This is a genomic window from Tessaracoccus caeni, from assembly GCF_029211185.1.
GTDB lineage: Bacteria > Actinomycetota > Actinomycetes > Propionibacteriales > Propionibacteriaceae > Arachnia > Arachnia caeni.
Genome location: NZ_JARGDO010000032.1, coordinates 1 through 15,823, shown reverse-complemented (window position 1 = coordinate 15,823; position 15,823 = coordinate 1). Strand labels below are relative to the sequence as shown.

Annotated in this window: 13 protein-coding genes; 4 read left to right on the top strand and 9 right to left on the bottom strand. The window is 65.8% G+C overall.

What is annotated here, in order from left to right; translation table 11 throughout:
• A partial coding sequence (locus P0D62_RS18435) for a hypothetical protein (protein ID WP_275704000.1) occupies nt 1-215 on the top strand: 215 nt, incomplete at its 5' end.
• A gap of 149 nt (nt 216-364) precedes the next feature.
• On the opposite strand, the gene leuA is transcribed toward P0D62_RS18435, so the two are convergent.
• The 9 genes from leuA to P0D62_RS18390 form a co-directional block, all read right to left on the bottom strand.
• Nucleotides 365-2,095, bottom strand: a complete 1,731-nt coding sequence (gene leuA / locus P0D62_RS18430) for a 2-isopropylmalate synthase (RefSeq protein ID WP_275703999.1) — start codon at nt 2,093-2,095, stop codon at nt 365-367.
• A 203-nt stretch (nt 2,096-2,298) separates the two neighbouring features.
• A complete protein-coding gene (locus tag P0D62_RS18425) occupies nt 2,299-3,162 on the bottom strand; it encodes a carbohydrate ABC transporter permease (RefSeq protein WP_275703998.1) in 864 nt (287 codons plus the stop codon).
• 3 nt (nt 3,163-3,165) lie between these two features.
• Nucleotides 3,166-4,116, bottom strand: a complete 951-nt coding sequence (locus P0D62_RS18420; protein ID WP_275703997.1) for a carbohydrate ABC transporter permease — start codon at nt 4,114-4,116, stop codon at nt 3,166-3,168.
• Nucleotides 4,117-4,221: 105 nt separating this feature from the next.
• Complete coding sequence (locus P0D62_RS18415; RefSeq protein WP_275703996.1) at nt 4,222-5,517, bottom strand: extracellular solute-binding protein; 1,296 nt, start codon at nt 5,515-5,517, stop codon at nt 4,222-4,224.
• Between the two features lie 196 nt (nt 5,518-5,713).
• On the bottom strand, nt 5,714-6,649 hold the full coding sequence (era, locus tag P0D62_RS18410) for a GTPase Era (RefSeq protein WP_275703995.1): 936 nt from the start codon (nt 6,647-6,649) through the stop codon (nt 5,714-5,716).
• Nucleotides 6,642-7,958, bottom strand: a complete 1,317-nt coding sequence (locus tag P0D62_RS18405; RefSeq protein ID WP_275703994.1) for a hemolysin family protein — start codon at nt 7,956-7,958, stop codon at nt 6,642-6,644. The genes era and P0D62_RS18405 overlap by 8 nt, the downstream gene beginning before the upstream one ends.
• A gap of 78 nt (nt 7,959-8,036) precedes the next feature.
• Nucleotides 8,037-8,492: an rRNA maturation RNase YbeY gene (gene ybeY, locus P0D62_RS18400; RefSeq protein WP_275703993.1), complete on the bottom strand. Its 456-nt coding sequence runs from the start codon at nt 8,490-8,492 to the stop codon at nt 8,037-8,039.
• Nucleotides 8,489-9,439 (bottom strand): PhoH family protein, encoded by a 951-nt coding sequence (locus tag P0D62_RS18395; RefSeq protein ID WP_275704001.1) that lies wholly within the window; start codon nt 9,437-9,439, stop codon nt 8,489-8,491. The genes ybeY and P0D62_RS18395 overlap by 4 nt, the downstream gene beginning before the upstream one ends.
• A 144-nt stretch (nt 9,440-9,583) precedes the next feature.
• Nucleotides 9,584-10,021, bottom strand: a complete 438-nt coding sequence (locus tag P0D62_RS18390) for a DUF5709 domain-containing protein (RefSeq protein WP_275703992.1) — start codon at nt 10,019-10,021, stop codon at nt 9,584-9,586.
• A gap of 101 nt (nt 10,022-10,122) precedes the next feature.
• Between P0D62_RS18390 and P0D62_RS18385 the strand changes: the two genes are divergently transcribed.
• From P0D62_RS18385 to P0D62_RS18375, 3 genes are all read left to right on the top strand, one after another.
• Nucleotides 10,123-10,830 (top strand): queuosine precursor transporter, encoded by a 708-nt coding sequence (locus P0D62_RS18385; RefSeq protein ID WP_275703991.1) that lies wholly within the window; start codon nt 10,123-10,125, stop codon nt 10,828-10,830.
• A gap of 196 nt (nt 10,831-11,026) precedes the next feature.
• On the top strand, nt 11,027-12,415 hold the full coding sequence (locus tag P0D62_RS18380) for a lipase family alpha/beta hydrolase (protein ID WP_275703990.1): 1,389 nt from the start codon (nt 11,027-11,029) through the stop codon (nt 12,413-12,415).
• On the top strand, nt 12,412-15,823 hold a 3,412-nt coding region (locus P0D62_RS18375), incomplete at its 3' end, for a tetratricopeptide repeat protein (RefSeq protein WP_275703989.1). The genes P0D62_RS18380 and P0D62_RS18375, both read left to right, overlap by 4 nt.

Genomic DNA, 15,823 nt, shown 5'->3' with positions numbered 1-15,823 from the left:
GCTGGTTCATCGTCGAGGTCCTCGGAACAGGGAGTGTGGTAACTCCTGATCCTGAGGGCCTCGACCCCTACCTCAGCACACCACCCTCACCCAGCGTGTCGCCCACCCACCGCAAGTACGAAGAGCCGACAAACTATAGGGGTCAGATAGCGGATCGCGAAGAGATTGTCTCACCGGCCTGCTGTGCGAAAAGCGCGTCCTGTCACGGTCTTTGAGGTGCGAGGAACGAGCCTCGAAAAGACCCAGCCGGCGGCCGGGAAACAGTCCCTGCCCCATCTCGCGCCGGCTCTTTTCGAGGCTTCGGCTCTGGGGCTCGTTCCTCGCCCAGCGCCTTCGCACCTCAAAGAGCGTGTGTGGTGTCTCCTCAGCGGGCGTTGTAGCGGTTGGCGGCGCTCAGGATGGCCTTCATCGAGGCGCTGGTGATGCTCGGGTCGACCCCGACGCCCCACAGCACCTGCGCGTCGTCTCCCTCGCCGATCTCGCACTCGACGTAGGCCACGGCGCGAGCGTCGCCGCCGGCGTCCAGCGCGTGCTCGGCGTAGTCCAGGACGCGGATGTGCACGCCCTCGGAGGCCAGCGCGTCGACGAAGGCCGAAACGGGGCCGTTGCCCTCACCCTCGATCTCGACGCCGGTGCGGGTGGGTCCGTTCACCGTCGCGTGCACGTGGAACTGGCCGTTGCTCGACATCGATCCGGCCGAGGTCAGCTGCCAGGGGCCTTCCTTCATGTACTCGCCGTTGAAGACGCCGAAGATCTCCTGCGCGGTGATCTCGCCGCCCTCAGCGTCGGTGTGCTGCTGCACGACGCGGCTGAACTCGATCTGCAGCCGGCGCGGCAAGTCCATCTTGAACTCGTTCTTCATCAGGTAGGCCATGCCACCCTTGCCCGACTGCGAGTTCACGCGGATGACGGCCTCGTAGGTACGCCCGACGTCGTGCGGATCGATGGGCAGGTACGGGGCCTCCCACGCGATCTCGTGGATGCCCTTGCCCTCCTTGGCGGCCTCGGCCTCCAGGTACTCCAGGCCCTTCTTGATGGCGTCCTGGTGGGAGCCGGAGAAGGCGGTGTAGACCAGGTCGCCGGAGTACGGCTGGCGGGCCGGCACCGGCAGCCCGGTGCAGTACTCGACGGTGCGGCGCACGTGGTCGATGTCGGAGAAGTCCAGCTCGGGATCGACGCCCTGGGTGTACAGGTTCAGCGCCAGCGTCACCAGGTCGACGTTGCCCGTGCGCTCGCCGTGACCGAACAGACAGCCCTCGACGCGATCCGCGCCGGCCATCTGACCGAACTCGGCCGCTGCCACCGCGGTGCCGCGGTCGTTGTGCGGGTGCAGCGAGACGGCGACGAACTCGCGGTTCTTGATGTTGCGGATGAAGTACTCGATCTGATCGCCGTAGGTGTTGGGCGTCGAGCGCTCCACGGTGGCGGGCAGGTTGAAGATGATCTCGCGCTCGGCGTTCGGCTGCCACACGTCGGAGACTGCGTTGCACACCTCGATGGCGAACTCGGTGGGCGTCTGGGTGAAGATCTCCGGGGAGTACTCGTAGCCGAACGCGACATCGCCCAGGTGCTTGTCGGCGTACTTCATCACCATCTCGGTGCCGCGGGTGGCCATGTCGATGCACTGCTGCTCGGTGATCCGGAACACCACATCGCGGAACAGCTTGGCCGTCGCGTTGTACATGTGGATGGTGGCGCGGTTGGCCCCCACCAGCGACTCGGCGGTGCGCGAGATCAGATCCTCGCGAGCCTGGGTCAGCACGGAGATGGTCACGTCGTCGGGGATCTTGTCGCCCTCGATCAGCTGACGCACGAAGTCGAAGTCGGTCTGGGAGGCCGAGGGGAAGCCCACCTCGATCTCCTTGAAGCCCAGCTGGATCAGCAGCTCGAACATGCGCATCTTGCGCGAGGGCGTCATGGGATCGATCAGGGCCTGGTTGCCGTCGCGCAGGTCGGTGGACAGCCAGCGGGGCGCCTTCTCGATGCGCTTGGTGGGCCACGTGCGATCCGGCACGTCGACGGGGATGAAGGGTACGTAGCGTCCCACCGGCATGGGCGTGGGCTGCTGTACGGGGCGGGGCTGAATGCGGGTCATCTGGGTTGCTCCTAGCTGGGGGTCTGTTCGGTCAGACGCAAGGCGAACCACCGCAGCGAGGAGGACCTGACCTTAAGAGAACGAGGCCTCGCTGCGGCGACCAAGGAGCAGAACTGCGGGTGCCACGTCGCACACGATAGCACGCGTTTTCCCGGCTGCAACGGAAAATCTGCCACGCGTGTCGCGCGTTCTCGCAGGCTTCCCTACTTGACGGCGCCCGACGTGAGGCCGCCGATGAGCCGCTTTTCGATCAGGGAGAACAGGATGATCACCGGCACGATGGCCACCATCGCGGTGGTGAACAGGTACTGCCAGTCCTTGATGTAGAGGCCGAGGAAGCGTGGCATCGAGACCGTCAGCGGCTGCAGATCGGGATCCTGCACCAGGATGAACGCCGCCGCGTATTCGTTCCATGTGTTGACGAAGACGAACACCACGGCGGTGACGATGCCCGGCCAGGTGAGCGGCAGCGAGATCCGGAACATGGTCTGCACGCGACCCAGGCCGTCGATCAGGGCCGCCTCGTCGATCTCTTTGGGAACGGCCGAGAAGAAGGCCTGCATCATCCAGATCGCGAACGAGAGGTTGAACGCGCCGTTGATCAGGATCAGAGCGGCCCATACCCAGTAGCCGCTCCAGCTGGAGAACTGCTGGTAGAGGCCGACGGCGAGCACGGTGGGCTGCAGCATCTGGGTGGTGAGCACCAGCAGCAGGAAGATCATCCGGCCGCGGAAGCGGAAGCGCGCGACGTAGTAGGCGGCCGGCGTGGCGACGAGCAGCACGACCGCCGTCGCACCGAAGGCGATCACGGTCGTGGCCAACAGCGAGCCGCCCGGCTGCACGTTGGACGACCACACCGTCAGGTAGTTGCTCCACAGGGGCTCGGTGGGCCAGTAGTCCGGCGGGATCCGCCGCACGTCGGCCTGCGACTTGAGCGAGCTGATCAGCATCAGCATGTACGGGAACGAGAAGAAGACGACGACGGCGAGCGCGCCGATCGCGATCAGGATGGGATTGGGGTTGGGGTTGATTCCCCCGCGGCCCTTCTGGTGCTGAACCTTGGCCATCAGTCAGTCCACCTCTTTCGTGGGACGCGCGGCGCCCAGATAGACCGCGATGATCACCAGGCAGAACAGGAAATTGACCACCGAGAGGGCGCTGGCGACGCCCGGTCCGAGTTGAAGCTTGTACTCGAAGACCAACGTCGTGGTGATGTGCCCGACGTTGTAGCCGGGCGTCTCGTTGAGGATCTTCAGGATCGGCAGCGAGTTGAAGACGTTGATGATGTTGATCAACGCGGCCACCGCGACGGCCGGTCGCAACATCGGCAGCACGACGAAGAGGTAGCGCTGAACCGCGTTGGCGCCGTCGACGTGGGCCGCCTCGATCACCTCGCCCGGCACCGACTGGAGGCCGGCCAGGATGGTGTAGGTGGTGAAGGGCAACGACACATAGACCGCGACGAACACCGCCACCCAGAACGCGCTGGTGGGGTCTTTCGTGAAGCCGCGGGCGGCCTCGAGGATTCCCGTGTCCACCAGCAGGCGGTTGAACAGGCCGACATCGCTCTGCAGGCCGTAGTTGAAGACGGTGGCGGTCATCACCACGGAGCTCGCCCAGGGCAGGATCACGAACAGCCGGATCACCTTGCGGAAGCGGAAGTTCTTGTTGAGGAACTGGGCCAGCGCCAGCGACAGCAGCACGGTGGCCACCACGACCACGACCACCCACACCACGGTGTTGAGCAGGATGCGCTCGATGGGCACCGTCGGGAAGGTGAGCGCGCCGGCCTTGCCGATGTAGTTGTCCAGGCCGGTGAAACCCTGCGCGAGGCCGTAGCGGTTGAACTTGATGAACGAGTAGTAGATCAGCAGCACCGCCGGCATCAGCACGACGCCGACGATCAGCAGCAGCGTCGGCGTCAGCCAGGGCAACGCCGCCAATGTCTCCTTGCGTTGTTTCTTCTTCACACTCGCCCTGGTGCTGGCGTCCAGCGGCGTCGTCGCGGTACTACTCGTCATCGCGCGTCCTTAAAGATCATGAAAGCTAAGGAAGGTGGTGCCACATACCGTAGTGGCACCACCTTCCAACGGTGTTACTTCACCGATTCAGGTGAGCAGCTCGGGCTAGCTGGTCGCGTCGACCTGGGCCTGAATGGCGGCGAGCACGTTCTCCGGGGTATCGCTCTGGAGCGTGCCCGCGGTGCCCTGCAGGGCGGCCTGCAGCGAATCCCACGCCGGGTTGCCGACGGGCAGGAAGCTCACGAAGCCGAGCGCGTCGTAGAACGGAGCATCGTCGCCGGCTTCGGCGGCGCCCTTCTCGATCATCGACGAGGTCACCGGAAGCAGCCCGGTGCCCTTGTACCAGCCCTCGTACATCTCATCCGAGTACAGCACGTCGAGCAGAGCGGCGGTGGCGGCCTTGCGGTCGGCATCCTGGTTGTTGAACGCGATGATGAAGTCGGTCACGCCGAGGGCCACGGGATCGCCGCTCTCGGACGGCACCGGCGCCAGGGCGAACTTGGTGTCGGGGAAGTCCTTGCGGGTCACCGACAGCAGACCGGAGTGGGACATCATCATGCCAAGCTTGCCATTGTTGAACAGATCGGCGGCCTGCTGACGGTTGGTAGAGCCGACGTCGGGCTGCGTCGAGCCGGCGTCGATCAGCTTCTTCATCTCGGCGAAGGCCTTGACGGCGTTGGGCTGGTTGGCGGTCAGCGTGCCGTCGACGGCCCAGTCGCCACCGGCGCCCCACAGCCACAGCGAGGACTCCACCTGGGCCTCCTCACGGCCGAGCGGGAGGCCGTAGCCGTAGGTGTCCGACCCGAGCGCCGAGATCTTGGCAGCGGCGTCCTCGAGTTCGGCCCAGGTCTTCGGGGGGTCGGCGATGCCGGCGGCCTCGAACAGGTCGGTGTTGTAGGCCATCAGGCGCGAGGTGGCGATGTCGGGCGCGGCCCACTGCACGCCGTCGACGCCGAGGCCGTTCTTCAGCAGCGCCGGCTCGATGGAGGCCAGCGTCTCGGCGCTCAGCACCTCGTTGATCGGGTACAGCAGCTTGCCTTCCGCGGCGGAGGCGAAGTTGTTGTCGTTCAGGATGTCGGGCAGGTCGCCGGCCTGGATGCGGGCCTGCACCTTCGACGAGAAGTCGTCCCAGCCCTCGATCTGCAGGTTCACCTCGACGTTGGTGTAGGTCTCCCTGAACTTCGCGATCACCGCGTCCCAGTCGGCCTTCGACGACTCGGCGTACGACGGCGCGAGAACGGAGATGGTGGTCTTGAGCGACGCGGGATCGGCTGCGGCGCCGGTGTCCGCCGGCTTGCTGGAATCGCCGGGATCAGTGGGAGCCGGGGTATTGCCACCACATGCGGTGAGGGCGAGGGCGCCCGCTACAGCGAGGGCGCTGAACTTGAGCAACTGCTTCACAGGGAAGTCCTTTCTTCGGTGCGACGCACCGCGAGCACGCGCTCGGAAGGAACACCCCCAAGAGCGCGTCGCGCGACAGCGTTAGCGTTGACACTAGAAGCGTAGGAGCAACCCCGCAACGGACCGCGGAACCCGTGATCAAATAGTTACAAAACGAACCGAAACGAACGACGAGAGTGCGCGGCTGTGGGCTGATCTAGAAACCCAGGCGGTTGAGGTACTTGGCGTCGCGCTGCCACTCCTTCATCACCTTGACGTGCAGCTTCAGGTGCACCGGCGTGCCGAGCAAGGCATTGATCTGGAGCCGGGCCGTGGTGCCGATGTCGCGCAGCCGCTCGCCCTTGTGACCGATCACGATGCCCTTCTGGGAGGCGCGCTCGACGACGATGGTGGCGAAGACATCCAGCAGCGGCTTGTCCTCGGGCCGGTCCTCGCGGGGCAGGATCTCGTCGATCATCACGGCGATCGAGTGCGGCAGCTCGTCGCGCACGCCCTCGAGCGCCGCCTCGCGGATCAACTCGGCGATCAGCGTCTCCTCGGGCTCGTCGGTGAGTTCGCCATCCGGGTAGTACATAGGCCCTTCGGGCAGCAGGGAGACGAGCGCGTCGGCCACCAGGTCGACCTGCTCGCCCTCCAAAGCAGAACACGGGATCACCTCGGACCACTCGATGCCGACCTCGTCGGCCACCTTGCTGATGTCGGCCAGGTGCGAGAGCTGACGCTGCTTCGAGACGAGATCGGTCTTGGTGGCCACCGCCACGAAGATCGGCCGACGCTCCAGCTTGGCCAGCTCGCCGATGATGTACTTGTCGCCCGGGCCGATGCGCTGGTCGCACGGCAGGCAGACGCCCACCACGTCGACCTCAGACCAGGTGTCATAGACCAACGCGTTGAGGCGCTGCCCCAGCAGCGTGCGAGGACGGTGCAGCCCAGGGGTGTCGATCAGCACCAGCTGGCCGTCGGGGCGGGTCAGGATGCCGCGCACCGCGTGCCGGGTGGTCTGCGGCTTGCTCGACGCGATCGCGATCTTCGCGCCCACCAGGGCGTTGGTCAGCGTCGACTTGCCGGCGTTGGGCCGACCGACGAAGCAGGCGAAGCCCGAGCGGTAGGTGCCTGCGGGGGTGTTACTCATCGTCGTCCTCTTCTGCGTGCCGTCTCATGGCCGCGTCTTCTTCAGGGCTCAACTGTCGCACCAGAACGGTGCCAATCTGGTGCCGCCGGCCGACCGAGCGGTCGGCGATCATCTCTATGCCGTCGACGACCACCGCGGAACCGGGGATCGGCACCAGGTTGAGGTGCTTGGCCATCAGGCCGCCGACCGTCTCCACGTCGTCGTCATCGAGATCGACGCCGAACAACTCGCCCAGCTCGTCCAACGCGAGCCGCGACGATACACGGTAGCGCCCCGGCTCCACCTTCTCGATGGGCGGCGTCTCGGCGTCGTACTCATCGACGATCTCGCCGACGATCTCCTCGAGGATGTCCTCGATGGTGGCCAGCCCCGCGGTGCCGCCGAACTCGTCCACCACGATCACCAGGTGCGAGTGGCTGAGCTGCATCTGGCGCAGCAGTTCGCTGACCGGCTTGGAGTCGGGGCAGAAGGTGGCGGGACGCATCAGATCCCACACCGTCTCGCGGCGCTCCGAGTCGGGATAGTCGTAGATCCGCCTGGAGACGTCCTTCATGTAGATCACGCCGAGGATGTCGTCCAGCCCATCGCCGACCACCGGGATCCGCGAGAAACCGGAGCGCAGCGCCAGCGACATGAGCTGGCGCAGCGTGCGATCGCGCGTCACGAAGATCACGTCGGTGCGGGGCACCATGACCTCCTTGACCAGGGTGTCGCCCAGCTCGAACACCGAGTGGATCATCTTCGACTCCCCGGCCTCGATCAGGTCTTGGGCCTCCGCCATGTCGACGAGTTCACGCAGCTCCGCCTCGGTGGCGAACGGTCCTTCGGAGAAGCCCCGCCCCGGGGTGAGGGCATTGCCGATCAGGATCATCAGCTGCGCCACCGGCCCCAGCACGGTGGTGAGCACCACGATCAGCGGGCTGAAGATCCGAAGGAGCACCTCGGGGCGCTGGCGGCCGACGGTGCGCGGCGCGACGCCCCACAGGATGAAGGACACGGCCAGCATCACCAGGACCGTCAGGAGGATGCGCTGCCAGTCGGGCTCGATGCTGGTGAAGACGACGATGCCCACCAGCGCGATGGCGCCGATCTCCAGCGTCATCCGGGCGAACATCAGGGCGTTGATCGACGGTGCGGGGTCACTCGCGATCCGCTTCAGCAGGGTGAGGTTTCGGTCGCCGCCCTGCGTCATCCGCGCGGCGCGTCCCTTCGTGGTGACCGTGCAGGCGGTCTCCAGCGCCGCCAAGAGCGACGCCCCCAGCGCGAGGGCTAGGGCGATGGCCAGTTCAATCCATTCGGACTGCGTCACGGAAGTCGATCACTCGCTCAGGTTGGTGTGAAGGTTGCGGGCAAGTCTACCCAGGGGGCGTGGAGGGTCCGGCGCCAGCTACTGGCGGGCCCGCTTGTCCCAGGCCGCGATGATGGCGTCGTTGAGGCCGAACATGATCGCCTTCTCCTCAGGCTCGGCGTGATCGTGGCCGAGCAGATGCAGCAGGCCGTGGATCAGCAGATACTCGGCCTCGGCGTCGGCGCTGCGACCGTTCTCCGACGCCTGGCGCGCGGTGACGGCCGGGCACAGCACGATGTCGCCGAGCAGGCCCATCGGCGGCTCTTCGCCCGGCTCGGGCGCACGCAGCTCGTCCATCGGGAAGCTCATCACGTCGGTGGGACCGGGCAGGTCCATGAACCGCACGTGGTAGTCCTCCATGGTGGCCTCGTCGACCAGCAGGATGGACAGCTCGGCCTGCGGGTGAATGCGCAGGTGGTCCATGGCGAAGCGCGCGAGCGCCACCAGGCCCAGCTCGTCGGCCGGCAGGCCCGACTCGTTGTTGATGTCGATCATCGCCGTCTCCTGTCGCCGCGCCGGTGCTGCGGCTCGGTCTCGGTGGTGTCGTACTGGTCGTAGGCGGCGACGATCTTGCCCACCAGGCGGTGGCGCACCACGTCGCGGGCGGTGAGCTGGCAGAACTCGATGTCCTCGACGCCGTCCAGGATCTGCTGCACCATGCGCAGGCCCGAGCGGGTGCCCGTCGGCAGGTCGATCTGGGTGACGTCGCCGGTGACCACGATCTTCGACCCGAAGCCCAGGCGGGTGAGGAACATCTTCATCTGCTCGGCGGAGGTGTTCTGCGCCTCGTCGAGGATGATGAACGCGTCGTTGAGCGTGCGACCGCGCATGTAGGCCAGCGGCGCCACCTCGATCACGCCGGCCGTCAGCAGCTTGGGCACCGATTCGGGGTCGATCATGTCGTGCAGCGCGTCGTAGAGCGGGCGCAGGTACGGGTCGATCTTGTCGTTGAGCGTGCCGGGCAGGAAGCCGAGCCGCTCCCCCGCCTCGATGGCCGGGCGGGTGAGGATGATCCGGCTGACCTGCTTGGCCTGCAGCGCCTGGACGGCCTTGACCATGGCCAGGTAGGTCTTGCCGGTGCCGGCGGGGCCGATGCCGAAGACGACGGTATGGCGGTCGATGGCGTCCACGTAGCGCTTCTGGTTGAGCGTCTTGGGTCGGACCGTCTTGCCACGAGAAGAGATGATGTCCTGGGTCAGGATCTGCGCGGGCGAGACGTCGTCGTCGCCCGACATGGTGATCACGCGCTCCACCGTCTCTCCGGTGAGGCCCTGGCCGGTGCGGATGATGGCGATCAGTTCCTGCAGCACCTCGGTGGCCTGGGCGATCGCCGCGGTGGAACCGCTGAGCGTGATCTGCCCGCCGCGGACATGCAGGTCCGCGGACAGCTGGTTTTCGAGGATGCGCAGGTAGTCGTCGCTGGGGCCGAGCAGGTTGACCATGTCGATGGAAGGCGGCACGTTGACCACGCGCGTGCCCGGCCGGTCGTCAAGCTGGTGTCGAGTCAGGGGAATCCTTAGCTAGTTCTCGTGCGCGAAGCGCGTCAGATAACTGCCATAGTCTATGCCACTGGTCCGACAAGGCGGTCAATCGATGATGGCGTCGTCCTCCTCGGAGATGACGTGCATCGCCGCCTCCTCGGCACTCGCCGCTCCCCCGCTGTAGCCGACGTCGACACCGAGGGTCTTCTCGTCGCCGCCCGCCGCCTGCACGGCCATCAGCCGGCCTGCGCGTTCCTTGCCCACCTGGCGCGGCTCGTTGTTGGGGTTCCAGGGCTCGTCGGCCGACGGCTCGGGCTCGGGAACCTCTTGCTTGATGCGCATCTCGAGGGTCTCGCCTTGGCGCATCTCAGCCGGGGTGTTGCCGAATCCTTGGGCCGGCGACCAGCGCTCGGGGCTGGTGTACCCCTCGTCGAGCACGTCGTCCACGCCCCGATCGACCAGGGAGTCGGACTGCTGCAGCTGGTCCAACTGCTCGGACTCGTCAGGGACCATCACATCGGTGAAAACGTCGTTGCCTTCCATGCCCCCATCCTGCCACCACCGCCATGCAGTGGGGATTGATTAGGGGTATGTCTCGATTTCCGCCTGTGGCCTAGCCGATCGACGTGAGTACACTCTGCCGGGTGACAGCAGAGACCTCCCGCCGCGCCGAGCCCGCCTTCGCCGAACGTCAGCGCGGGCCCTACGACCTGATCGTGGCGCTGTTCTGCTCGCTGTTGCTGATCTCCAACATCGCCGCCGTGAAGCTGATCCAGATCGGTCCCGTGTGGGAGCCCTTCGGGCTGCCGGTGCTGCCGCTCATCACCGACGGCGGCGCGCTGCTGTTTCCCCTGACCTATGTGCTCGGCGATGTGCTGGCCGAGGTCTACGGCTTCAAGGGCTCTCGACGCGCGATCCTGATCGGCTTCCTGGTGTCGGTGGTCGCCTCGGTGACCTTCCTGCTCGTCGGCCTGGCCCCCGCGGCCAGCGACTGGACCAACCAGGAGGCCTTCGACGCGATCCTCGGCTTCGTGCCCCGCATCGTCGTCGCCTCCTTGCTGGGCTACCTGGCCGGGCAACTGCTGAACGCGTGGGTTCTGGTGCGGATGAAGGCCGGTAACGGCGGTCTGTGGACGCGCCTACTGGGCTCCAGCGTCGTCGGCAATGCGGCAGACACCACGATCTTCTGCCTGGTCGCCTTCGGTGGCGTGGTGGGCGCGGGCACCATGGTCAACTACATCGTCGTGGGCTACGTCTACAAGCTGGCCATGGAGACCCTGCTCCTGCCGATCACCGCGAAGGTGATCGGCATCGTCAAGCGCCACGAACCCACCTACGGCACCGAAAGCTGACCCGCCCTGCACGACCAACATGGCGTTTGCGGACCCCAGCAGCGTGCCCCCTACGAATGGCAGTAGGCTCCTTCCAGGCTGATCGGTGACTGATCGGCCACTGTGAAGACAGCGGGTACGCAGGCAGTGCCCGAGGCGACTGGCTCGCCGTTTGATGCCCTCCGCACCTGTTCTTCGTGAACTCAGGAGGTCTCGCGTGGCACTGAAACACCTCATCGTGGTTGTCCCCGGCATCGGAGGAAGCAATCTGACGAGCACGGATGGCCGGTTGCTCTGGGGACACAGTCTCGGAAACACAGCCATCACCGCGTTCCGGCCGGAGCCGCTCGCGATGGATGAGACCGTTGTGCCCACGGGACTGCTCCGCGTCCCCGGAGTCGCCCCCTGGTCGGCGTTCGCGAGCTACGACGCTTTGATCCGCAATTTCAAGGGACGACTGAGGCTGAGCGATGGCGCCGTCACTGTCGCGCGCGCGGATGGAGTACCCAACCCGGGGGCGAGCGTGATCGAGTTTCCCTACGACTTCCGTCAACCAATGGCGGACTCTGCGGAGCGCCTGCAGCGTGTCATCGATAGCGTTCGGGGGGACCGCCGGGTGGTCATCGTGGCGCACTCCATGGGCGGATTGGTGGCCCGATGGTGGTGGGGCGTCCTTGGCGGTCATCGCGTCTGCGATGGCCTGATCACAGTCGGAACCCCACACCGGGGTGCCCCGAAGGCACTCGACTGGCTGCTCAACGGCGTTCGGCTTGGTTCAGGACCGCTGGAGTCGATCACGCGCAGCGCTTTCTCGGATGCCACCGACACCCTGCACACGTGGCCGTCGATGTACGAGCTTCTCCCCCGCTACCGTGCCGTGCAGATCGCTGAGCGCCAGGTTTACCCGCACGAGATAACGTACCCATCCGAGAGTTTCCGCGATCTGGCTCGAGAAGCCTACAACGCACACCTTCAGTTGGAAGGTGCATGTCAGGAGGCTGCCGACGAAAGCCCCGAATCATCGTTCCTGGCCTTCTACGGCAGCGGACACGCGACGCCTTCCTACGCCACCTCCACCGGAGGGCGGATCACGATGAGCAAAGAGGATCCGCCGTGGTTCGACACGCAGGGTTGGGAAGGCGGCGACGGCACGGTGCCGGCGATGTCCGCCACCCCAGTTGACCGCGCCGACCAGGTCAACGAGCGGCGGTGGCTGCCGCAGCACCATCTGAAGCTGGCCGCAGCGAAGGAAGTCGCGGCGCAGGTGGCGCAGTTCGAGCAGGCGTCGCTGGGTGCGGTCCGCGGGAACACCATTCCCACCGACCCCTGGATCGGGCTGGACTACGACGAGGTGGTGGCCGCAGGCGTCCCCAACAAAATCGGCTTCCGTCTGAACGGCTCCCCCATCGACGGCGTGACGCCCCAGGCAACAATTAACCAGGCAGGGCGAGCAGTCCGCCTTGAGGTCGAACGCGCCGACGACGGCTGGCTGGCCGCCGTGCCCCCTCTTGGGCCCGGTAGTTACGACTTCACGATCAACCTGAACCATGTAGACAAAGTCGATCGGGTGACAACAACGAGCGTTCTCGGGGTGATCGAGCCATGACGACCTGGCAGCCATGGAACCGGGCCGAAGCCCCCGAGCAACTGGCCGACTATGTGCAAACCGATACGACACGGCTGCTGCTGCCTGCGCCGCTAGCTCAGCGCCTGCCCGCTCCGGGGGACGGTCGCTCCGCTCAGGCCAAGGCACGGGTGATCTACGAGGTGCTGTCCGAGGCCGGCACTCAATACGTGCACGAACCAGCCACCAGCCCCAAGGGCGGACAGGCGATCCGGCCGCCCGACCAGGTGCTGTCCCGACCGAAACACGGCACCTGCATCGACCTGGCACTGGTCTACGCGGGCACATGCTTGGATGCCGGCCTTCGTCCCATGGTGGTTGTGGTCGACTCGACCGCCGGCCTCTCCTCCCACGCTCTGGTGGTGGTGTGGCTCGACGGCCAGTGGACGTTGAACGGTGACGACGAATGCCCCTTCGACGGCGAGTTCTTCGTCACCCCACCGCGCCTTGATTCAGGGCTGTCGTTGATCGACGCGCTGCGCGAGTCTGATGCGAGCACCGGGGCCTTCGTCGCCGTGGACGTTCAGGCGATGGCGCGCTCAGCACACGCCTCCCCGGGATCCTGGAACTACGCGCTGCGACAAGGGCACCGAGTGCTCGCCACGACCGCTATCGCAGGCGGCGAATGGTCTTGGGGCTTCGGCATCGATGTCGGGCAGTCGCGCCGTCTCCGACCTCCATGCACTCCCCACGCTTGGAGTCACGATGAAAGGCAAGGCCTCGCTCAGCCTTACGCCGATCCAGTTGAGGAGTTAAGTCCACTGACCCAGCTCAAGGCCCGCTCCGGCAAGATCCCGTTCCTGCCCCGTGACGAACTCGACCTCCTTCTCGACTGGGTGGACCCCAGCGGCGATGGCACCGAACAGGCGGCCACGGGCGATCACTCCAAAGCCTCTGTACGCGTCGTCACCGGCGTCGGAGGCAGCGGCAAGACCCATCTGGCTGCGGAACTATGTCGCCGGCTCGCTGACCAAGGCTGGTACACGGGCTTCATCCCCAGACCGCTCCGGTCGTCGACGCCCCCGTCAACCTCGTTGCGCTGGCTGTGCGAGGTGGTCTCTCCCGTACTCGCCGTCGTGGACTATGCCGACGAGTTCGACAAGAACTACCTGACCGAGTTGCTTGAGACACTGGCCGCCAGGGAACAGCGTACGCGGGTTCTCCTCACGGCACGTGCTGATGGGACTTGGCTGTCTGACGTGACGCGCTCGTTGCAGGAGCGTGCTGTCCACGTGCGGCTCGAACTGCCTACCCCCCTGACCCGGCGCCACCCCAACGTCAACAGGCTGTTCTCACTCACCTTCAGCCGATTCGTCGACGATGACAGGAACGCCGATCCGAGCATCCGGCTGCCCGAGCAGACGAACTGGACGACGCTGGACGTGGTGATGCAGGCCTGGCTCGCGGCAAACCAGAGCGACCACACCGAGGCCCCCAAGACAAAAGAGGAGCTGTACGAGGAGGTGCTTTTCGACCACGAGGTCCCCTACTGGCAGCACACGATCGACAACGAGTTGCGCCCGCCATCGTGGAGCACCGAGAGGACCGCAGTGCCAGGCGAGCTCGCCGATAGCGGAACAAATGACGCAACTTCCTTCACATTGGTGCCGCCGGAGACGCTCGCCACGGCGGGGGCTGCGCTAACGCTGGTCGCACCAACTCCCGACCACGTCATGGAAGTCCTCGATCGCCTCGGGCAGCGCCCTTCTGGTGAACCATCCTGGGGACAAATCGGCCACGTGCTCACACGACTGCTCCACGAGTCCGGGGAGGGCGTAGCGCTGCGCCCGGATCCCGTGGGCGAATACCTGGTGCTGCGCCAGTTCACTCCGAAACCCCGAGCGCACTCCACCCCAGGTTCCCCGAAGCAGTTCAACCCGGAGCTCCTGGAGGCTCTCCTCCCGAAGGAGCCCCTCCCCTTGGCGGAACCAACGACCACCCTTCGGCGGGAGGCGTTCGCCGAACACACGGAACGCGTCCACGAGGAGTTCACCCGAGCCACCCTGGTCGTCTCCCGCGCGGCGCAGCTTGATCGCTTCTGGGGCAGTGCGCTGGCCGAGGAATGCCTAGCCGTCAACCCGCACATGTGGCCACAGGCGCTCAGCCACACACTGCGTCAGGGCGGGGTGTTCGCCGGCGCACTGGAGAAGATGCTGGGAACACTGACCACGCTCTCGACGAATCCATTGCCGCTCGAACTGCTTGCCCAGCTACCCACTGGCCATGGCGCGCTCCGCGGGTTTGCGCTGGCTGCGGCCCGCGCCCTCAGGCCCACTCTGCCAGAGGCGCCACTCCCCGACGACCGGGAGCGTCTCGCGGGCTGGCTGAACGACTACTCGGTGCGCCTCGCAGAGACAGGGGACCGTGCCGGAGCCCTGAAAGCCATCGACGAAGCCGTCACCATCAGACGTCAACTCGCCGAAACCAACCCCGCCGCCTTCCTCCCCGACCTCGCCGGTTCATTGAACAACCAAGCCAATCAACGCGCCGAAGTCGGGGACCGTGCTGGTGCTCTGGAAGCCATCGATGTAGCCGTTACCATCAGTCGTCAACTCGCCGAAACCAACCCCGCAGCCTTCCTACCCAACCTCGCCATGTCGTTGAACAACCAAGCTAAGCAGCGTTCCGAGGCTGGGGACCGCGCTGGTGCTCTGAAAGCCATCGACGAAGCCGTCACCCACTACCGCCAACTCACCGAAACCAACCCCGCCGCCTTCCTCCCCGACCTCGCCGTGACGTTGAACACCCAAGCGGTTGTGCGTTCCGAGGTCGGGGACCGTGCTGGTGCTCTGAAAGCCATCGACGAAGCTGTCACCATCAGACGTCAACTCGCCGAAACTAACCCCGCAGCCTTCCTCCCCGACCTCGCCATGTCGTTGAACAACCAAGCCACCATGATCTCTGCGGTTGGGGAGCGCGCTGGTGCCCTGCAGGCCAGCGACGAAGCCGTCACCCACTACCGCCAACTCGCCGAAACCAACCCCGCCGCCTTCCTACCCAACCTCGCCGGCTCGTTGAACAACCAAGCCACCATTCGTTCCGCGGGCGGGGACCTTACCGCTGCACTCCAGACCATCGACGAAGCCGTCACCATCAGACGTCAACTCACCGAAACCAACCCCGCCGCCTTCCTCCCCGACCTCGCCATGTCGTTGAACACCCAAGCGGTTGTGCGTTCCGAGGCTGGGGACCGTGCTGGTGCTCTGAAAGCCATCGACGAAGCCGTCACCCACTACCGCCAACTCACCGAAACCAACCCCGCAGCCTTCCTCCCCGACCTCGCCGTGACGTTGAACACCCAAGCGGTTGTGCGTTCCGAGGTCGGGGACCGTGCTGGTGCTCTGAAAGCCATCGACGAAGCTGTCACCATCAGACGTCAACTCGCCGAAA